Annotated in this window: 23 protein-coding genes; 14 read left to right on the forward strand and 9 right to left on the reverse strand. The window is 71.2% G+C overall.

Annotation, left to right across the window (positions count from 1 at the left end):
• Positions 1-3: 3 nt before the first annotated feature.
• Entirely contained in the window at positions 4-1596 is a 1593-nt protein-coding gene (locus H9L17_RS15605) for an EAL domain-containing protein (protein ID WP_187570325.1), read from the reverse strand.
• Between H9L17_RS15605 and H9L17_RS15610 the strand changes: the two genes are divergently transcribed.
• On the forward strand, positions 1595-1819 hold the full coding sequence (locus tag H9L17_RS15610) for a hypothetical protein (protein WP_187570326.1): 225 nt from the start codon (positions 1595-1597) through the stop codon (positions 1817-1819). The genes H9L17_RS15605 and H9L17_RS15610 overlap by 2 nt on opposite strands.
• 31 nt (positions 1820-1850) lie before the next feature.
• Here the strand turns inward: H9L17_RS15610 and H9L17_RS15615 are convergent, their stop codons facing one another.
• Both H9L17_RS15615 and H9L17_RS15620 read right to left on the reverse strand, forming a co-directional pair.
• Complete coding sequence (locus tag H9L17_RS15615) at positions 1851-2090, reverse strand: helix-turn-helix domain-containing protein (RefSeq protein WP_187570327.1); 240 nt, start codon at positions 2088-2090, stop codon at positions 1851-1853.
• Entirely contained in the window at positions 2090-2596 is a 507-nt protein-coding gene (locus H9L17_RS15620) for a DUF2975 domain-containing protein (RefSeq protein ID WP_187570328.1), read from the reverse strand. Before H9L17_RS15620 ends, H9L17_RS15615 begins: the two co-directional genes overlap by 1 nt.
• A gap of 74 nt (positions 2597-2670) precedes the next feature.
• Here H9L17_RS15620 and H9L17_RS15625 point away from each other — a divergent pair, with 74 nt between their 5' ends.
• From H9L17_RS15625 to H9L17_RS15650, 6 genes are all read left to right on the forward strand, one after another.
• A complete protein-coding gene (locus H9L17_RS15625) occupies positions 2671-3603 on the forward strand; it encodes an ATP-binding cassette domain-containing protein (protein ID WP_187570329.1) in 933 nt (310 codons plus the stop codon).
• Positions 3600-4385, forward strand: coding sequence for an ABC transporter permease (locus H9L17_RS15630; protein ID WP_187570330.1), 786 nt, complete (start codon positions 3600-3602; stop codon positions 4383-4385). Before H9L17_RS15625 ends, H9L17_RS15630 begins: the two co-directional genes overlap by 4 nt.
• Before the next feature lie 180 nt (positions 4386-4565).
• Positions 4566-5828 (forward strand): CynX/NimT family MFS transporter, encoded by a 1263-nt coding sequence (locus H9L17_RS15635; RefSeq protein WP_187570331.1) that lies wholly within the window; start codon positions 4566-4568, stop codon positions 5826-5828.
• A 111-nt stretch (positions 5829-5939) separates the two neighbouring features.
• Positions 5940-6488 carry a hypothetical protein gene (locus H9L17_RS15640; RefSeq protein ID WP_223158066.1) on the forward strand — a complete coding sequence of 183 codons (549 nt, stop codon included), beginning with the start codon at positions 5940-5942 and terminating at the stop codon, positions 6486-6488.
• A 10-nt stretch (positions 6489-6498) separates the two neighbouring features.
• Positions 6499-6996 (forward strand): hypothetical protein, encoded by a 498-nt coding sequence (locus H9L17_RS15645; protein ID WP_187570332.1) that lies wholly within the window; start codon positions 6499-6501, stop codon positions 6994-6996.
• A 57-nt stretch (positions 6997-7053) separates the two neighbouring features.
• Entirely contained in the window at positions 7054-7509 is a 456-nt protein-coding gene (locus H9L17_RS15650) for a hypothetical protein (RefSeq protein WP_187570333.1), read from the forward strand.
• Here H9L17_RS15650 and H9L17_RS15655 read toward each other — a convergent pair.
• The 4 genes from H9L17_RS15655 to H9L17_RS15670 form a co-directional block, all read right to left on the reverse strand.
• Positions 7500-8363 (reverse strand): outer envelope protein, encoded by an 864-nt coding sequence (locus H9L17_RS15655; protein WP_187570334.1) that lies wholly within the window; start codon positions 8361-8363, stop codon positions 7500-7502. The genes H9L17_RS15650 and H9L17_RS15655 overlap by 10 nt on opposite strands.
• Positions 8364-8503: 140 nt before the next feature.
• On the reverse strand, positions 8504-8704 hold the full coding sequence (locus tag H9L17_RS15660; protein WP_187570335.1) for a hypothetical protein: 201 nt from the start codon (positions 8702-8704) through the stop codon (positions 8504-8506).
• A gap of 14 nt (positions 8705-8718) precedes the next feature.
• Complete coding sequence (locus H9L17_RS15665) at positions 8719-8985, reverse strand: hypothetical protein (protein WP_187570336.1); 267 nt, start codon at positions 8983-8985, stop codon at positions 8719-8721.
• A gap of 26 nt (positions 8986-9011) precedes the next feature.
• A complete protein-coding gene (locus tag H9L17_RS15670) occupies positions 9012-9323 on the reverse strand; it encodes a YkgJ family cysteine cluster protein (RefSeq protein ID WP_187570337.1) in 312 nt (103 codons plus the stop codon).
• Positions 9324-9583: 260 nt separating this feature from the next.
• On the opposite strand from H9L17_RS15670, the gene H9L17_RS15675 reads away from it, so the two are divergent.
• Positions 9584-9856, forward strand: a complete 273-nt coding sequence (locus H9L17_RS15675) for a hypothetical protein (protein ID WP_187570338.1) — start codon at positions 9584-9586, stop codon at positions 9854-9856.
• Between the two features lie 46 nt (positions 9857-9902).
• On the opposite strand, the gene H9L17_RS15680 is transcribed toward H9L17_RS15675, so the two are convergent.
• Complete coding sequence (locus H9L17_RS15680) at positions 9903-11429, reverse strand: esterase/lipase family protein (RefSeq protein ID WP_187570339.1); 1527 nt, start codon at positions 11427-11429, stop codon at positions 9903-9905.
• Positions 11430-11586: 157 nt separating this feature from the next.
• Here H9L17_RS15680 and H9L17_RS15685 point away from each other — a divergent pair, with 157 nt between their 5' ends.
• On the forward strand, positions 11587-12330 hold the full coding sequence (locus H9L17_RS15685) for a hypothetical protein (protein WP_187570340.1): 744 nt from the start codon (positions 11587-11589) through the stop codon (positions 12328-12330).
• Between the two features lie 9 nt (positions 12331-12339).
• Here H9L17_RS15685 and H9L17_RS15690 read toward each other — a convergent pair whose 3' ends face one another.
• Positions 12340-13182 (reverse strand): sensor domain-containing diguanylate cyclase, encoded by an 843-nt coding sequence (locus H9L17_RS15690; RefSeq protein WP_187570341.1) that lies wholly within the window; start codon positions 13180-13182, stop codon positions 12340-12342.
• 152 nt (positions 13183-13334) lie between these two features.
• Here H9L17_RS15690 and deoC point away from each other — a divergent pair, with 152 nt between their 5' ends.
• The 5 genes from deoC (at position 13335) to H9L17_RS15715 (ending at position 17179) form a co-directional block, all read left to right on the forward strand.
• Entirely contained in the window at positions 13335-14069 is a 735-nt protein-coding gene (deoC, locus tag H9L17_RS15695; protein WP_187570342.1) for a deoxyribose-phosphate aldolase, read from the forward strand.
• A 3-nt stretch (positions 14070-14072) separates the two neighbouring features.
• Positions 14073-15278, forward strand: coding sequence for a phosphopentomutase (locus H9L17_RS15700; protein WP_187570343.1), 1206 nt, complete (start codon positions 14073-14075; stop codon positions 15276-15278).
• Between the two features lie 6 nt (positions 15279-15284).
• Positions 15285-16001 (forward strand): purine-nucleoside phosphorylase, encoded by a 717-nt coding sequence (deoD, locus tag H9L17_RS15705; protein WP_187570344.1) that lies wholly within the window; start codon positions 15285-15287, stop codon positions 15999-16001.
• Positions 16002-16274: 273 nt separating this feature from the next.
• Positions 16275-16541 carry a DUF2249 domain-containing protein gene (locus H9L17_RS15710; protein WP_187570345.1) on the forward strand — a complete coding sequence of 89 codons (267 nt, stop codon included), beginning with the start codon at positions 16275-16277 and terminating at the stop codon, positions 16539-16541.
• A 23-nt stretch (positions 16542-16564) separates the two neighbouring features.
• Positions 16565-17179, forward strand: a complete 615-nt coding sequence (locus H9L17_RS15715) for an FmdE family protein (protein WP_187570346.1) — start codon at positions 16565-16567, stop codon at positions 17177-17179.
• Positions 17180-17182: the final 3 nt, after the last annotated feature.

A 17182-nucleotide genomic window follows, 5' to 3' on the forward strand; every position in this document is an offset into this window, starting at 1 on the left:
CGGTCACGCGGCGGAATGCGCAGCGTGCAGCCGCTCCAGCAGCTCCCGGATCGGCATCGCCTTGGCGTACAGCCAGCCCTGCGCGTAGCGGACGCCGCGCTCCCGCAGGTAGTCGGCCTGCGCTTGCGTTTCCACGCCTTCGGCGATCATCGCGATGCCGAGCGACTTGGACATCTCGATGATGTGGTCGACGATCTTGCTGGTGACCGCGCCGGTGTCCACGGTGCCGACGAAGGTCTTGTCGATCTTCAGGCAGTCGAACTGCAACCGGGTCAGGTAGGACAGGCTGGAGAAGCCGGTGCCGAAGTCGTCGATGGCGACGGAGACGCCGAGCTTCTGCAATCCGCCGATGGCCGGCGCGGCGTCCTCCAGGTGCATGAACACGCGCTCGGTCACTTCCACCTGCAGGTTGCCCGGCCTGGCGCCGATCCGCTCGATGGCCGCCGCGAGCCGGGTCGTGAACCCGGCCGCGCAGAAATCCTCCGCGCAGAAGTTGAGCGCCACGTGGAAGTCCGGATGGCGGGCGAACAGCGCAGGCGTCTCGCGTTCGACCATGTGGATCAGGTGTTCCCGCAGCGCCGGCATCAACCCGGATTTTTCCGCGATGGGGATGAAGATGTCGGGGCTGATCGTCTCGCCGCGCGGGCGGTTCCAGCGCATCAGCGCTTCCGCGCCGATCCAGCGGCCGGTGTCGAGTTCCACGATGGGCTGGTAGGCCAGCGACAGCTCGTCGCGCTTGATCGCCTGCCGCAGCAGGTTGCGGATGGTGGTGTTGCGCGAGGCCATCCGCCGGAACGCGAACGCGAGCAGCAGGCTGGCGGGCAGGCCCAGCGCCAGCGCCAGCCGGGTGCTCTTGCGCAGCGCAGGCCGCCAGACCTCGGGCGGCATCGCCGCGAACGCGGTGTAGGCGCCGATCTTCGAGCGCTCCCAGGCGACGATCTGCTGCGCGTGGAGGAAGGTGCCGGCGTCGGCGGCGGTCGCGCGTTCCAGCCAGCCGGGATCGAATTCGCCGCGCCTCGCCAGGACGACGGCCTTGCCCGGCCCTTGCCCATAGCCGACCACCGCCACCCGCCACGGCTCGTCGGCCGGAATGCCGTCCATGACCTGCGCGCCGTGCGCAAACATGGAGACGCCCGTCTGCGGAACGGTGGTCGCAACCAGCGGGATGTCCGGCGCGTCCGACAAGCGGACGTCGTTGCGGATCGCGAAGCCGGGACCGCTGGTGTAGGCGGGCGCGCCTACCGGCTGGTCCTGCTGGCCGAAGGCGGAGCACAGCACGCGGTCGCCGCGGATGTAGCCGACATCGGTCAGCGTGTCGGTGTGCAGCATCGCCTTGCGCATCAGCCGGATGCTTTCCCGGCCGCAGGGATCCTGGCCGTCGAGCGGCGCCAGCATGCCGTTGGCCCGGGTCATCTCGATGTTGATCGTGTCGGCGCGCGCCAGCGTCTGCCGCGCCGTCATCGTGGCGATCTCCTCCAGCCGCTGCATGCCGACCCAGTGCGCCATCAGCAGCGCGATCGCCGTGGGCAGCACCACGGCCAGCAGCGCGGACACCGGCAGGAACGAGGAGGAAAGCTTCCGGAGGATCGCGGGCATGCGGTGCCTGTTCCAGTCGAATGGGGCGCTGCGCGCGGCGATGGTCGCCGAGGTCGCGACTGTAATCCGGATTTGCGATGGGCGGCACTTTTCCATGCCGGTGCCGATGGCCGCGATCCCTGGTTGTCAACGACCGCGGGGTTTCCACCTGGAAAAGGCCGAGGCGGTGCGGCGGGCATTGCGGGAGCACCTGGGCACGGCGCAGGCGGCGGACGAGGCCTAGCGGCGCTCGCCCGCGATGCCGAAAGGCCGGTTCAATCGTCGTCGCTGGCAGAAGCGAGATCCGCCGGATCCGGGTCATAGGCCAGCAATTCCCCGGGCTGGCAGTCCAGCACCAGGCACAGCTTGGCGAGCGTCGAGAACCGCACGCCGCGGACCTTGCCCGAGCGGAACAGCGAGAGATGGGTTTCGCTGGCGCCGATGCGGGCGGCGACCTCCCGCGCGGTGAGGCCGGAGCGCGCCAGCAGGCCGTCGAGCGTGGTGCGGACCGGCATCAGAACATCCCGTCGAGTTCGGACTGGACTTCGCCCGCGCGCTCCAGCACCTGCGCCAGCATCGCCAGCGTCACGCCGACCACGCAGAGCGCGATGCTGCCGATGTCGTAGGCGATGAGGTAGCCCGGATCGGCGCCGGCCAGCCGTTGCAGGCTAGGCACCGCGAACAGGGCGAGCGCCGCGCCGAGCGCGAGCAGCGTGCCGACCCGCCGCAGCGCTCTGGCCAGGATGGGCGTGTGGAAGACGCCGGAGGCGAGTTCGAGCAGGGCCGCGCGGATCCACCAGAGCGCCCCGATGCAGCACCCCTCCGGAAGGGCCGCGGCCGCCTCGGCGCCGAGCCGGGCGCGCACCGACGGATCCGCGCCTTCGCGCAACAGGGAGAGGCCGACGGCGCCGAATCTTTCCGTCAGCAGCATCAGGACGAGGATGGCCAGCAGGACGCCCGTCCAGCGGGCCAGGCGTGCGCTGCGGGTGCGCAGGGAAGCGGGAAGGGGCAGGGTGTCCATGATCGTTATTTAAGTTTGACTTAAAATTTTCGGCGGAGTAGTTTTAACTCTAACAACAAACATGGGGATGCGCGATGCTCTGCCTCCAGACCCGGCGATTGACCCATCGGTTTCGCGAGGGCACGGCGCTCGCCGGCATCGATCTCGAAGTGCCCGCCGGCAGCATCTACGGCTTCCTCGGGCCGAACGGCGCCGGCAAGACCACCACGCTGCGCCTGCTGCTGGGCCTGCTGGCGCCGCAGGCCGGCGAGATCCTGGTGTTCGGCCGGCCGCTGACGCCGGCCAACCGGCCCGAAGCGATGCGCCGGATCGGCGCGATGATCGAGAGCCCGGCCTTCTACGGCAACCTCACCGCGCGCGAAAACCTGTTGCTCCTGCAGCGCATCCATCGCTGCCCGGCGGCGCGCGTCGACGAGGTCCTGGCGCTGGTCGGCCTGGCGGACACGCAGGGCAAGCGCGCCGCGCGGTTCTCGCTGGGCATGAAGCAGCGGCTGGGGTTGGCGATGGCGCTGCTGCACGGGCCGGATCTGATGATCCTCGATGAGCCCACCAACGGCCTCGACCCGGGCGGCATCGTCGAAATGCGGCAGCTGTTGCAGCGGCTGAACCGCGAGCGCGGCATCACGTTCCTGGTGTCCAGTCATCTGCTGGCCGAGGTGGAGAAATTCGCCACCCACGTCGGCATCCTCGACCGCGGGCGGCTGCTGTTCCAGGGAAGCATCGCCGACCTGCAGGCGCGCAGGCGCGAGGCAGGCATGGTGCGGTTGCGCACCGACGACGACGCGCGCGCGGAGGCGTGGCTGCGGCAGGCGGGCCATGCGGCGCGGCGCGGCGAGGGCGGCCTGGCGCTGCCCATGCTGGACGATCCCGCCGTCGCGGCGGCGGTCGCCGGCCTGGTCGGCGCCGGAATCGGCATCCACGGCGTCGCGTCCGGACAGGATCGGGCCGACCTGGAGGACATCTTCATGGACATGACCGAGGGCGGCGCGCGCCGCGAGGCCGCGTGAGCGCCGCGTTCGCGGACGTGCTGCGCGGCGAATGGCTGAAGCAGCGGCGCACGTGGACGGCCTGGATGGTCGTCGCCTGCGCCTGCTTCACGCCGTCGATCGTGCTGGCGATGCGGCTGTTGCGATACCGCGGGCTGCCCGCGCTGCACGCCGCCCCCGACTACTGGGAACGCCTCTGGCACGCGGCCTGGGAATCGTCGGCGATCTTCTTCCTGCCGATGGGCGCGGTGCTGGCGACCAGCCTGGTGGTGCAGGTGGAGTTCCGCAACCAGGCATGGAAGCTGGTGCACGTGCTTCCCGCCAGGCCATGGACGCTCTATTTCGCCAAGCTCGCGGTGGTGGCGTCGATGATCGCGCTGTTCGTCGCGGCGTTCTGCCTCGCGACGTGGATGACGGCGGCGATCCCGGCGCTGCTGGTGCCGGGCGTGGACCTGCCGTCGGCGCCGATCCCGTGGTCGATGGTCGCGCGCGACGGCCTGGGCTACTTCGTCGGCGCGCTGCCGATCGTCGCCCTGCAATACGCGGTGGCGCTGCGCTTCGCCAACGTCATGGTGCCGGTGGGCATGGGCTTCATGCTCTGGGTGGGCACGCTGGGCATGCTCGGCACCGGCTGGGGTTCGCTCAGTCCCTATGCCGCCACGATGGTGCAGTACATCGCTTCGGACGCGGGCGGCAGGATGCCGCCGCCGCTGTTCGAGCCGCATGCGCAGGCGCTGGCGTACTTCGCGTGCTTCGTGGCGGTCGGCTATGCGCTGTTCGCGGGCGCACGCAACAAGGGGTGAATGCGCGGCTTGCCGCGCCGCGTCCAGGCAGTTGCCGCTTTCGGAGCGCGCGGAGGATCGCTTCCACGCGATTGCCGCTGCCGCCCTCTTGCGTTGCGTTTCTCGAGCCACTACCGGCATCGGCCGGCGTGGCAAGGCGAACGTCACGCGTCGCCGCGCCCGCTCTGGGATAATCGCCGCATGCCTTCCCCCGCTTCCTCCCCGTGGACCGGCCGCGCGCTGGTGCTCGCGGGCATCCTGTTGTCCGCCCTCAACCTGCGCACCGCGGTCACCTCGCTGACGCCGTTGCTCGACCTGCTGTCCGCCCGCTTCGGCTTCGGGCCGACGGTGGTGGGACTGTTCGGGATGCTGCCCACCGCCGCCTTCGCCGCGTTCGGCGTGGCGACGCCGCGCATCGCCCACCGCATCGGGCTGGAACAGGCGGCGCTGCTGTCGATGGCGCTGGCCGCCGTCGGCCTGCTGGCGCGCGCGTTCGCCGGCGGCGTGCCGGGGCTGGCTATCGGCTGCGTGGTCGCGCTGGCCGGCATGGGCATGGGCAACGTGGTGCTGCCGCCGCTGGTGAAGCGCTATTTCCCGCAGCGGGTGGGCACGGTCAGCGCGCTGTATCTCACCCTGCTGCAGGTGGGCACCATCGTGCCGGCGCTGGCGGCGGTGCCGCTGGCGGACGCGGCCGGCTGGCAGGTGTCGCTGGGCGTGTGGGCGCTGCCGGCGCTGGTCGCGACGCTGGTCTGGCTGGGCGTGCTGTGGCGGGAACGGCAGCGGGATTGCGTGCTGGCCGCCGTGCACGATGGCGCGGTGCGCACGGGCGACGCCGCGCCGGAACTGGCGGCGCCGTCGGCGAAGGCGTCCGCGACGATACGGCCGTGGCGTTCGCCGCTGGCCTGGGGCATGGCGCTGATGTTCGGCATGACCTCGCTGATCACCTATTCGATGTTCACCTGGCTGCCGAAGCTGATGACCGAAGCCGGCGCCAGCCCGGCGTTCGGCGGCACGATGGTGGCGCTGTTCGCGGCGCTGGGCCTGTGCAGCGCGCTGACGATGCCGGCGGTCGCCGTGCGCATGCGCAATCCGTTCCCGCTGGTGGTGGCCTGCGCGCTGTCCTACGCGGTGGCGTTCCCGGGCCTGCTGCTGGCGCCGATGGCCGCGCCGATCCTGTGGGTGGTGCTGCTCGGCATCGGCCCCAGCACGTTCCCGCTGTCGCTCACGCTGATCAACCTGCGCACGCGCACGCCGGCCGGCTCGGCCAAGCTGTCGGGCTTCATGCAGGGCGTGGGTTACACGCTGAGCTGCGCGGGGCCGATCCTGTTCGGCGTGCTGCACGACCTGCGCGGAGGCTGGGGCCTGCCGTTTGCGTTCCTGTCGCTGTGTGCGCTGGCGATGGTGGCGGGCAGTTGGCAGGCCTGCCGCGAGCGGGTGCTGGAGGACGAGGCGGGCACGGCCTGACCTCGCTGTCGCCATCGCGCGACTTCGCCCACGCTTCACACAGCCGCCATCGCGCGCCCTTGCCGCGGGCGGATGCTGCGCGCCATTCCACTCAACGACGGGAGCAGGGCGATGACGGGCACGATGGCGATGGGAAGCGGGCGCGGGAACGGATTGCGTCCTTTCGTGTGGGGCGGCGCGGCGGGCCTGCTGCTGTTGCCGGTGGCGGCGATGCGGTTCTTTCCGGAGGCCGGCGTGGATTGGTCGGGCGCGGACTTCGCGGTGATGGGCGCGCTGCTGGCCGCGGCCTGCGGCCTGTACGAACTCGGCGCCTGGCTGGGCGCGACGCGCGCGTACCGCGCCGGCTTCGGGCTGGCGGTGCTTGCCGGCTTCCTGACGGTCTGGGCGAATCTTGCGGTGGGCATGCTGGGCGACGAAGGCAATCCCGCCAACCTGCTGTTCCTCGGCGTGCTGGCGGTCGCCGCGCTCGGCAGCCTGCTGGCCCGCTTCCGGCCGGCGGGCATGGCGAAGGCGATGTTCGCGACGGCGGCGGCGCAGCTGGCGGCGGTCGGCATCGCCTTGGCGACGGGCGGTTTCGAGGCGCGCGAACTGGCGCTGACCGCGTGCTTCGCGCTGCCGTGGCTGCTGGCCGGGTGGCTGTTCCGCAGCGCCGCGCGTTGACGCCACGTCGATGCGTGGATGCCGCGCGGCCGCGATCGGCTTCGCATGCGTTCCGGCGGCGCTGGTGGTGGCCTGGAAACTGTTCGAAGCCTGGCACTTCGCCGGCGTCGTTCCCGCCGCCATCGGCATCAACTACCCGATCGCCATCGACGGCATCAGCGATTTCCGCGAAGGCTGCGGCATGGCGGTGTTCCGGATCGACGCGGCGACGAAGCGGGACATCCGATCCAGGGGCCTGGCGTTCTCCAAGGACGCCGGCCACTCGCGCAAGGCGAACGATGCCTACCACACGTTTTCCTCGTGGCATTCGACGCCGGACCCGGCGTGGGCCGACGACGACCAGACGCTGCTCTCGCCCGGTCTGGAGTGCGCGAAGCTCGATGGCGGGCTGCGGGCGCAACTGGAGAGCGCAGCCCGCACGGCCGGCGCCTATTACGCCTACGGGCCGGAAAAGGCGCTGCTGGTCGTGCCGGAGCTCGGCATCGTGGCGCTGTCGTACAACGGCTAGCGCGATGCGTGCGGGCCACGGCCGCGTTGCGGCAGGTGGCGATTGCCGGAGCCGTGCATGACGTTCCTGATCCTGTTCTTCCTGCTGGTCGGTTCGTTGCCGGCGCTCCTGCCGAAGTGGCGGCATGCGCTGGCGGCGGCGGGAATCCTTTTCGTTGCACTGGTCCTGGGGCCGCTGTACGCATTGCGCGATCTGGAAGCGCATCCGAGCGGCGGCGATGGCCCCGCCTTCGCGAGTCTCATCCTTCTGTTCGGAAGCGCGGAACTCGTCTTCGCGGCGTCGCTTGTCGGGCGGCTGATCGCCCATGCCGCCGCGCGTGCGCTGATGCCATCCACCAGGCGACGCATCGTGAACGCCTTGCTGGTCTTCGCGTTCGTGCCGTTCGCGTTGGCCTGGATGCTGGTGGCGTTGCGCCTGGCCGGTACCGGCCTCATCGCCATGGCCGTTCTCGCGCTGTTCCCTTTCGCGTGGTTCGCGCTGGCGCTGCGGTTGGCGGCGCCGCCTCAGAAATGATGTTCGACGCGCAGCATCGGCGTGCTGGCGGTGTTGCCGCGGTTGCCGGTGGTGGCGTCGGTGTTGCCGAACTTGTTGTGCCAGTACTGGTATTCGATGCCGGCCAGGAACGCGCGTTTGCGGGCGCCGAGCAGCGCGCCGGCGTCCAGCATCAGGCGGGCGTCGATGTTGGTTTCCGCGCCGGTGGCGCGGCCGGCTTCGTCGCGGCCTTTCGACGCGATGAAGTTGGCGAAGCCCTCGAACGCCCAATGCTCGCCCACCGGGACGCTCCAGTCGGCGGCCAGCAGCGGGTGAGGCTTGTAGCGGTAGCGGCCTTGCACGCCGGAGATCGGCGGGAACGGGCCGTGCGGCGCGTTGCTTTCCCAGGCCATCAGCAGCGCGGTGTTGAGGCGGCCGGGTACGGCCCACGACACCTGCGGCCCCAGTACCCACATCCGCTTGCGCGAATTGTAGGCGGCATCGTCCTTGGCGTTGAGGTCGATGCCGGCGGTCAGGCCCAGCCCGCGCATCGGGCCGGGCAGGTGCAGGTCGCCCAGCCTGGCGATGTCCAGCGTGTGGCGATAGACCAGGTAGGCCTCGAACGCGCCCTTGCGTCCGCCGGGCGAGGCCGGGTCGCGGTGGTCGGATTGCAGCAGGTCGAGGTTGAGGAACTGGCTGCCGTAGCGCCAGCCGCTGGCGTGGGTGAGCGAGGCGATCTGCTTGCCGATGGCGTTCGGGTTGTGCGGTTCGCGGAAACGGTCGCCGGCGCGCCAGGCGACCGAGGTGTCGCTCCAGTCGGCCGCCTGTGCGGCGGCGCTGGCGGACAGCAGGAACAGCAGGGAAACGCAAGCGATGCGGCGGCGATGGCGCGTCATGGAAGCATCCGGCTGGGGCCGCGAAGCGCAGCCGTCCTCCTGTATCGGCCGCGTGCCGTTCCGGCTGAAGCGCGACGCGGGCGTCGCGTTTCGCGTCGTCACGAGAGAAGCGAACGGCCGACGGGACGGCCGCTGCTTCGTCACATGTCCGGCTTGCGCAGGTGCACGCGCGGACCGGGTGCCGGCGATGGGACATCCGCCGGTGGGGATTCCGTCGCCGACGCGGCGACGGGCGCATTCGCCTCGCGCGCTTCGCGCTTGCGGGCGTCCTTCTCGTCCTGTTTCTTCTTCTTCGCCAGTTCGCGCTGGCGTTTTTCGAATGCGTAATTGGGTTTCGGCAATGGAAGCTCCTGGGTCAGCGGTTGCGTTTGTTTGGGGTTGCGGGCGCCACCGGCGCGGACGCGTCCGCCGGCTGGCCGATGCGTTGGAGGGAGCGGGTGGTGCCGAGGACCTCGATGGCACCGCCGGCCTTGCGGAACGCGTCCATGTGTTCGGCGATGCGTTCGCGGGTGAGCGCGCCGCCGCGCTCCGGGGGCTTGCGGCTCTGGAACAGGTGGCTGGTCCTGGACGGCTGCGGCGCTTCCTGCGCGTCGCTGCTGGCGGATTTCTTCGGGCGCGGCATGTGGCCTCCTCGGTTCGATGTCTGGGTCAATGCAGCAGGAGCGGGATGCCGCGGGCGATGCGCTCGCGGTAGTCGGCGCGCACCGCGCGGCAGTAGGGTCCGTCCATCGCGAACCGGCGGCACACTTCCGGCCGGTTCGCGTAGATGGAGCAGCGCATGCGGCTGCGGTCGAGGGCAGAGCACCAGCCGTCGGCGTCGCGCGCCATCACCGCGATGCCGCGCGCGGTCGTCGCGGCGAAACGCGCGGGCACCGTGTCCTGCGGCGTCAGCACCACGGTGAGGCGGCAGCAGACGGCGTCGCACCGCGCGCAGTCTGCGGCGTCGGCAGCTGCGGTCATGCGGCCGGTCGGTGCGGAGGGCGGGTGCTGTGGGCGTGGCATGCCTGCATGGGCGCTCCCGGAGGGGCGTCACTCCGCATGGGCGGAATGGAGACGCATGGAAGGGAGCGAAGCGCGCGGCGCGGAATGCGCCGGCGGGACGCGCGTGGCGCGATGGCTACCACATCCTACGCGCATGCGGCGCCGGCCGCCATGCGCGCGGATCGCGCGTCGCGATCGCAAGGAAGGGCGCATACTCGGGAACCGTACGGAGTCCACGCATGTCCAGCCACCAGGTCGCGATGTTCACCTTCACCCTGGGCAAGGACGAGAGCATCGGGCCGCACGCGCTGCGCAGCCTCTGGGTGCAGGCCAGCGGAACGCGCAACATCGGCGTCAGCAGGAAGGAGCCGTTCGACGGGCAGCGCAACCGCCCGATCTACACGCTGTATGCGCCGCACGAACTCGGCGATCTGCACGCGGTCGAGCTGCGGCTTCGGCACATGCTGGAAGCCGCCCACCTGCACGCCTCGCTCACTTCGCTCCACGTCTGAAACGCCGAAGTGGAAGCGCCGGCGTCGCGCCGGCGCATGGGCGCCGTCAGGCCCAGGCCGACAGCGCGATGCACAGCGACGCGCGGAAGCCCTTGCTCGATTCCAGCGGAATGGCGAACGCCGACGGCGACTGCTGCTGGATGCCGATGGCTTTCTTTCCCAATTCGATGACGTCGGCCTCCGACTTCGGGCCGGTGGCCCAGCGGTCGTCGGCCCAGACGTAGCGCAGCTTCCAGTCGCCGGCATCGTCCTGCTTGGCGAACAGCACCAGGGTGTCGCGGAACAGGTATTCGCCGGGGATGTGCTGCTTGAGGAACAGCGCGCCGTCGACCTCGTAGCCGGCGTTGGAGACGGCCAGTTCGATCGAGAACGCGACTTCGCTGCCGGCGGTGATCTTCGAGGTGTCGAGGAACACCGTGAACAGCGTCGGCGAGCGCGCGTTGCGGATCAGGTTGCCGTCCTGGTCGAACAGCTCCGAATACTGCCGCCGCACCGCGCTTTCCTGCGCCTTGGTGCGCGCGGTGAGGTCGTAGGTGTAGGCGCCGCGCGGGGCGACGGTGGCCTCGACGTAGTAGGACGATTCGATCTTCTTGCCGGCCTTGCGCGCGCGCTCGATCTCGGGCGGAAAGGGCAGCGCCTCGATGTCCAGCCTGCCGGTGGCGCACAGGTCGCCGAACAGGAAGCGGGCGAGGTTCTGGTAGCCCTCCTCGGAATTGACGATGCCGAAGTAGCCGCTGTGGCTGCGGTGCACGAAGGCGCGCGGCGCGCCCGCCACGTAGGCGTTCTCGATCCGCACCAGCCCGTCGCTCATCTGCCCGACCGCCAGCGAGGACAGACCGTGCGCCACCGCGTAGTCGCGGCTGTTGGTGCCGACCAGGCAGAAGAAGCGCTCCGGCGGGAAGCCGGAATCGCCCAGCGTGTTCGCCTTGTCCTTCGCCACCTTCAGGTACTTCGCCATCACCGGACGGCTGAAGTTGTTCATGTCGTTCATCGACAGGAAGCTCGGCACGTTGATGCCGCCCAGCTCGATGCCGTTGTGCGGGGTGGCGTAGGTGAACACCTTGTCCACCATCGCGCGCACCTCGGCGCTGGCGACCTCGGGGTTCTGCAGCAGGCAGCGGCAGATCAGCCCGCCCATCGAATGCGCGACCAGGTACACCTTGAACGCCTTGCGCGCCGCAGCGTCGTTGCCGCAGACGCTGTCGCGCAGCTGCGCGATCCGGCGGCCCAGCGCCGCCGCCGCTTCGGGGATGGACGGCGCCTTGCCGCCGCCGAAGGCGGGATCGGCCTCGTCGTAATAGCGGTGGATGACGACGCTGCGCGCCGGCAGCTTGTCGGGCTGTTCCGCGCCGGAGGCGTAGACGTCGCGGTAGCCGTAGTCCTTCATCAGCCGCACCAGCGGCGACTCGAACACGAACTTCACGATGCTGCCGTCCTGCGCCTGGCGGATCTTGGTCGAGCCGGCCTCGAAGCCCATGTACGGGGTGGACGTGGTCTGCACGATCTCGTCTTTCGTCATCGCGTAGCCGCGGACGTAGACGATGGGGAAGAAAGGCCGTTCGATCTTCGGCATCGCGGGCTCCTGCGGCCTGGCCGCACTGGTCGTTGCGCATCCCCCCGCATTGGGTGAACGGCCGCCCAACCCCGAACCGGTCAACCCGCCGCCCGGCCGCCGCGTCGGGATGCGCGGGCGTAGGATCGGCGCGACCCGACAAACCGCAGGTGGCGACATGAAGGCGTTCGTTCCGGTGGGCATGGTGGTGGCGGCGCTGCTGGCGCTGCCGGCGGCGAAGGCCGGTGAGGTGAAGGACAGCGGCAATGCGATGCCGAGCCGGCTGTCGATGAGCGTCACCACCGCGAAGCAGACGCAGGGCAAGACCTTCGGCGAAAAGGTGGCCTCGGGGCTGCAGTCGGGCGCCAATGCGGTGGCGCAGGGCATCGAGATCGGCTGCGCGGGCGAACGTTGCGCGATCGTGTTTCCCGACGGCGAGGGCTTCCGCGCCGATCTGGCGGAATTGCGGTTGACCCCGCTGGACGAGGCGGAGCGGCGCTCGGCGGCGCACTGGGGCGATCCGCACGTAAACGCGAGCGGTCGGGCGATCGGGCAGGGCGCGAGCCTGCTTGGCGGCGCGCTGCCCGGTGCCGGCATCGTGTCGGCGGCCGTCTCGGGCGTCGGCGGGATGGACAAGCCCGGCGGCGCGGTGTCCTCCAGCTACGCGGCGGGCCGCGCGATCGCGGCCGGCGATGGCGCCGGGAAGGCGCCGGTGGATCTCGCCCAACCGCTGGCCGATGGCGACTACGAACTGGCGGTGGTGGTCGAGAAGGCGACCAGCGGCCTGAAGGACACGCTCAAGACCAACGTGCGCCTGGCTGCGCCGTCGCAGGTGCGGATCGTGCTCGGCTTCAGCGTGCGCGGCGGCGTGGTGAAGGCCCGCCACGACACCGCGAAGAACTCGATCTCCAACCTCCGCTGAGGCCGCGTCTCAGCGCTCGCGCCGGGTGGCGTACATCGCCGCGTCGGCGCGCGCCAGCAGATCGTCGGGTGCGCGGCCGTCGCCCGGGAAGCAGGCGATGCCGATGCTGGCGTCCAGTTGCAGCGTGCCGTCGCGGGTGGGGAAGGGCTCGCGCAGGTTGCGGCGCAGCTTGGACGCCACCCGGCCGGCGTGTTCGGCGCCGCAGCCGGGCAGCAGCACCACGAATTCGTCGCCGCCCATCCGCGCCACCAGGTCGGCCTGGCGCAGCCCGGCGCGCAGCCGCTGCGCCACTTCGCGCAGGACGCGGTCGCCGGCCTCGTGGCCGCCGAGATCGTTGACCTGCTTGAAGCCGTTCAGGTCCAAGTACAGCAGCGCCACCTGGCCGCCGCTGCCGGTCGCCTGCTCCAGCGCCTGCCGCAGCGCCTGTTCCAGCCGGCGGCGGTTGGCCAGCCCGGTCAGCGGGTCGTGGAAGGCGTGGTGTTCCAGCTCCTGCTCGGCGCGGCGCAGGTCGCCGATCTCGCGGGCCACGCCGATGCGCACCCCGTGCTCCGGCAGCCAGTGCGCGGACCACAGCAGGTCCACGGCGTGGCCGTGCCGGTGCAGGTAGCGGTTGCGGAAGTGCCGCTCGCCGCCGCCGGCCATCAGCGCCTGCGCCTGCCGCTCGGTGGCCGCGCGGTCGTCCGGGTGGAGGTAGTCGAACAGGCAGCGGCCCCGCGTCTCGTCCGGCGCGTGCCCCAGCAGGCGTTCGAAGGCGGCGTTGACGAACAGGACGTTGCCCTCCGCATCGACGATGCAGACCGCGTCGGGCAACAGGTCCAGGAACTGCGAAAGCGGGGGCAGGCTCGAAGCCATGGAAGCGGTTGAAGTGGAGGCGTTTCGACTGTAATCGAAAACGCCGCCGCCGCTACCGTTTCCGCGTGCCATTTGCGGGCTTGCCGCAGATCAAGGATGGAAGGAAACGCCCTGCCTAGACTGGCCGCGGTCCGCACCGTGCCCGCCTGCCAATGCCCATCGCTTCCATGCCCGCCGCCCGCCTGCTGGGCCTGCTCGATCTCACCAGCCTCGGCGAGGACGACACGCCCGACCGCATCCGCGCCCTGTGCGCCGCCGCGCGCACGCCGCACGGCCTGCCGGCGGCGGTCTGCGTGTATCCCGAGCACGTCACCGCCGCGCGCGAGGCGCTGGCCGGCACGGCGGTGAAGGTGGCGACGGTGGTCAACTTCCCGGACGGCGGCGACGACCCGCAGCGGATCGCCCGCGAAACCCGCCGCGCCATCGCCGCCGGCGCGGACGAGATCGACATGGTCCTGCCCTGGCGCGCCCTGCGCGCGGGCGACGCGGCGCGCGCGCGGGCCGGCGTGGACGCCTGCCGCGCCGCCTGCGGCCCGGACATCGGGCTCAAGCTGATCCTGGAAACCGGCGAACTGGCCGAGCCGGCGCTGATCCGGCAGGCCAGCGAACTCGGGTTGGACGCCGGCGTCGATTTCCTCAAGACCTCCACCGGCAAGGTGCCGGTGAACGCCACCGCGGACGCGGCGGCGGTGATGCTGGACGCGATCGCCGGGCGCGGCGGGCGCTGCGGCTTCAAGGCCGCCGGCGGCATCCGCACGCCGGCCGATGCGCAGGTCTATCTCGACCTGGCGCAGGCGCGGCTGGGCGACGGCTGGGTGGACCCGGCGCGTTTCCGCATCGGCGCCAGCGCGCTGTTCGACGCCATCCTCGCCGAAGCGGGCGGCTGAGCGATGGCGCGCGCCGTCTGGCTGGTGCTGGATTCGCTGGGGATCGGCAACGCCCCGGACGCGGCCGACTACGGCGACGCCGGCGCGGACACCTTCGGCCACATCGCCGCCGCCTGCGCCGCCGCCGCGCGCGGCCCGCTGCGCCTGCCGCAGCTGACCCGGCTGGGCCTGCCGCAGGCGCACGCGCTGGCGACCGGGCGCGCCGCCGCCGGCTTCGAGGACGCGCCCGCGCCGCAGGGCCTGTGGGGCTGCATGGCCGAGCGCGCCTGCGGCAAGGACACGCCTTCGGGCCATTGGGAAAGCGCCGGCGTGGTGCTGGACAGGCCGTTCGGCCTGTTCGCCTCGCCGCAGGACAGTTTCCCGCCGGAATTGCTGGACGCGCTGGTGGCGCGGGCCGGACTGTCCGGCGTGCTCGGCGACTGCCACGCTTCCGGCACCGAGATCATCGCCCGGCTGGGCGGCGAGCACGTCGCCATCGGCAAGCCCATCGTCTATACCTCGGCCGACTCGGTGTTCCAGGTCGCCGCGCACGAGCAGGCATTCGGATTGGAGCGGCTGTACGAGGTCTGTCGCATCACCCGCGAACTGCTGGAGCCCTACGACATCGGCCGGGTGATCGCGCGGCCGTTCACCGGCGACGCGCGCACCGGCTTCGTCCGCACCGGCAACCGCCGCGACTACGCGCTGCCGCCACCGGCGCCGACCCTGCTGGACGCGGTCTGCGCGGCCGGCGGCGAAGTGGTCGCGGTCGGCAAGATCAGCGACATCTTCGCCGCGCGCGGGGTGAGCCGGAAGCTGCCGGCCTCGGGCCACGACGCGCTGTTCGACACCACCCTGGCCGCGTTGGCGCAGGCCGGCGACGGCGCGCTGGTGGCGACCAACTTCGTCGATTTCGACAGCGTGTACGGCCACCGCCGCGACGCGCTGGGCTACGGCGCGGCGCTGGAGGCGTTCGACGCGCGCCTGCCGCAGCTGCTGGATGCCCTGCGTCCCGGCGACCTGCTGGCGCTCAGCGCGGATCACGGCTGCGACCCCACCTGGCCCGGCAGCGACCACACCCGCGAGCGCGTGCCGCTGCTCGCCTTCGGCCCCGGCCTCGCGCCGCGCGCGCTGGGCCGGCGCGACAGCTTCGCCGACCTCGGCCAGGGCATCGCCACCCATCTCGGCCTGCCGCCGCTGGCGGCGGGCCGCTGCTTCCTGACGGACTGACGCCGCATGAGCACTCCCCACATCGAAGCCGAGTCCGGCGCGATCGCCGACACCGTGCTGCTGCCCGGCGATCCGCTGCGCGCGCGCTTCGTCGCCCACGAGCTGCTGGACGCGCCGGTGCAGGTCAACGCCCGCCGCAACATGCTCGGCTTCACCGGCCAGTGGCGCGGCCGCGCGGTGACGGTGATGGGCGGGGGCATGGGCATTCCCTCCACCGCGATCTACGTCACCGAGCTGGCGCGCAGCTACGGTGTGCGCCGGATCGTGCGCATCGGCACCTGCGGCGGGATCGGCGAGGCGGCGCTGGGCGACGTGCTGCTGGCGCAGTCGGGCAGCACCGATTCGCGCTTCAACCGGCTGCAGTTCGGCGGTCACGATCTCGCGGCCTGCGCCGATTTCGCGCTGCTGCGCCGCGCCGCCGAACTTGCGCCGGCGCAGGGCATCGACGCGAGGATCGCGCACGTGTTCAGCACCGACTGCTTCTACGACGGCGATCCGCAAGTGCTCGGCCACCTGCGCCGCCACCGCATCCACGGCATCGAGATGGAAACCGCCGGCCTGTACGGACTGGCGATGCGCGAGGGCTTCCGGGCGCTGTCGATCCTCGCGGTCAGCGATCACCTGGACACCGGCGCGTGCATGCCGCCGGCGCAGCGCGAGCAGGGGTTGGCGCGGGTCGCGCGGCTGGCGCTGACCTGCCTGGAGGCCGATCGGACGGACTGATCCGGGGTGCGGACGAACCGCTGAATCTGCCGCGGATGGGCGCGAAACGCGTCCGATCCTGCGTCGACGCGACCGACTGCGAATGCAGCAGTACGAGGATGGGACTGCGCCGATTTATGTTTCACGGATGGCGGCGATCGATTCCCCAGTCGCGCCATCAACGTTTGTCGAAGCGATTGGTGTTCCGGTGCGCCGTCCCGCCTTGACATGGGTCAGGGCGGGGCAATGACCGCGGCGTAGCATGGCCCTGCTTGCCAAACAGGAGTCATTCCCATGCCGAGTCGCCTCGATCCCGAACCCAACGTCCACGTCTTCGACGCGCGCGGCATCGCCCGCCGCTTCCGCCATTCGGCGATCTTCGGCGCGCTGGGCGCGCTGCGCAACGGCGAGACGATGCGCTTCATCAACGACCACGATCCGGTCCCGCTGCTGGGCCAGCTCAACGCGCGCTTCGGCGACTACCTCACCGTCGCCTACCGCCAGCGCGACGAAGCGGGCGTGGTGATAGATTTCGGGATCACCGGTTTGCCGGAAGAGTGACTTCCGGCGCAGTGGAGCAGCCCATGCACCTGCCCGCCTTCTATTCGCACGCGCCGCGCCTGCTGCTGCGCGATCCGCTGGCCGAACTGCTGGGGGCCGCGCACGGCGGGCTGCTGGAATACGGCTACGCCGACGCAGTGCGCCTGGCCGGGCATTCCTGCCCGACCGTGGCCGGCGCCTACCTGATGGCGCGCGCCGGCCTGCGCGCGCTGTATCCGGAGGCGCTGCCGGAGCGCGGCGGGGTGCAGGTGACGATGAGCGCGGCGGAAGTGGAGGGCACCACCGGCGTGATCGCGCAGGTGTTCACGCTGGTCACCGGCGCGGCGGCGAACAACGGTTTCAACGGCATCGGCGGGCGCTTCGTCCGCCACGGACTGCTGCGCTACGGCGGCGGCGACCTGCAATCGGTCGCCGCGTTCCGCCGCATCGACAACGGCGACACCGTGCACGTGGCGATGGACCTGACCGGCGTGCCGCCCGCGCCGCAGATGCGCGCGCTGATGGCGCGGGCGCTGGCCGACGACGCCAGCGGCGAGGAACGCGCCGCGTTCGCCTCGGTCTGGCAGGACCGGGTGCGCCGGCTGCTGCTGGAGCATGCCGACGACCCGGCGACGATCCGCGCCGAGCGCCGCGCCTGAGGC

The sequence above is a fragment of the Thermomonas brevis genome, assembly GCF_014395425.1.
Classification (GTDB): domain Bacteria; phylum Pseudomonadota; class Gammaproteobacteria; order Xanthomonadales; family Xanthomonadaceae; genus Thermomonas; species Thermomonas brevis.

Excerpts from the sequence above, each read along its gene's own strand:
- H9L17_RS15610 (WP_187570326.1), top strand. The coding sequence starts at position 1,595 with ATGCGGTGCCTGTTCCAGTCGAATGGGGCGCTGCGCGCGGCGATGGTC.
- H9L17_RS15605 (WP_187570325.1), bottom strand. The coding sequence starts at position 1,596 with ATGCCCGCGATCCTCCGGAAGCTTTCCTCCTCGTTCCTGCCGGTGTCC.
- H9L17_RS15615 (WP_187570327.1), bottom strand. The coding sequence starts at position 2,090 with ATGCCGGTCCGCACCACGCTCGACGGCCTGCTGGCGCGCTCCGGCCTC.
- H9L17_RS15620 (WP_187570328.1), bottom strand. The coding sequence starts at position 2,596 with ATGGACACCCTGCCCCTTCCCGCTTCCCTGCGCACCCGCAGCGCACGC.
- H9L17_RS15625 (WP_187570329.1), top strand. The coding sequence starts at position 2,671 with ATGCTCTGCCTCCAGACCCGGCGATTGACCCATCGGTTTCGCGAGGGC.
- H9L17_RS15635 (WP_187570331.1), top strand. The coding sequence starts at position 4,566 with ATGCCTTCCCCCGCTTCCTCCCCGTGGACCGGCCGCGCGCTGGTGCTC.
- H9L17_RS15640 (WP_223158066.1), top strand. The coding sequence starts at position 5,940 with ATGACGGGCACGATGGCGATGGGAAGCGGGCGCGGGAACGGATTGCGT.
- H9L17_RS15645 (WP_187570332.1), top strand. The coding sequence starts at position 6,499 with ATGCGTGGATGCCGCGCGGCCGCGATCGGCTTCGCATGCGTTCCGGCG.
- H9L17_RS15650 (WP_187570333.1), top strand. The coding sequence starts at position 7,054 with ATGACGTTCCTGATCCTGTTCTTCCTGCTGGTCGGTTCGTTGCCGGCG.
- H9L17_RS15655 (WP_187570334.1), bottom strand. The coding sequence starts at position 8,363 with ATGACGCGCCATCGCCGCCGCATCGCTTGCGTTTCCCTGCTGTTCCTG.
- H9L17_RS15665 (WP_187570336.1), bottom strand. The coding sequence starts at position 8,985 with ATGCCGCGCCCGAAGAAATCCGCCAGCAGCGACGCGCAGGAAGCGCCG.
- H9L17_RS15670 (WP_187570337.1), bottom strand. The coding sequence starts at position 9,323 with ATGACCGCAGCTGCCGACGCCGCAGACTGCGCGCGGTGCGACGCCGTC.
- H9L17_RS15675 (WP_187570338.1), top strand. The coding sequence starts at position 9,584 with ATGTCCAGCCACCAGGTCGCGATGTTCACCTTCACCCTGGGCAAGGAC.
- H9L17_RS15680 (WP_187570339.1), bottom strand. The coding sequence starts at position 11,429 with ATGCCGAAGATCGAACGGCCTTTCTTCCCCATCGTCTACGTCCGCGGC.
- H9L17_RS15685 (WP_187570340.1), top strand. The coding sequence starts at position 11,587 with ATGAAGGCGTTCGTTCCGGTGGGCATGGTGGTGGCGGCGCTGCTGGCG.
- H9L17_RS15690 (WP_187570341.1), bottom strand. The coding sequence starts at position 13,182 with ATGGCTTCGAGCCTGCCCCCGCTTTCGCAGTTCCTGGACCTGTTGCCC.
- deoC (WP_187570342.1), top strand. The coding sequence starts at position 13,335 with ATGCCCATCGCTTCCATGCCCGCCGCCCGCCTGCTGGGCCTGCTCGAT.
- H9L17_RS15700 (WP_187570343.1), top strand. The coding sequence starts at position 14,073 with ATGGCGCGCGCCGTCTGGCTGGTGCTGGATTCGCTGGGGATCGGCAAC.
- deoD (WP_187570344.1), top strand. The coding sequence starts at position 15,285 with ATGAGCACTCCCCACATCGAAGCCGAGTCCGGCGCGATCGCCGACACC.
- H9L17_RS15710 (WP_187570345.1), top strand. The coding sequence starts at position 16,275 with ATGCCGAGTCGCCTCGATCCCGAACCCAACGTCCACGTCTTCGACGCG.
- H9L17_RS15715 (WP_187570346.1), top strand. The coding sequence starts at position 16,565 with ATGCACCTGCCCGCCTTCTATTCGCACGCGCCGCGCCTGCTGCTGCGC.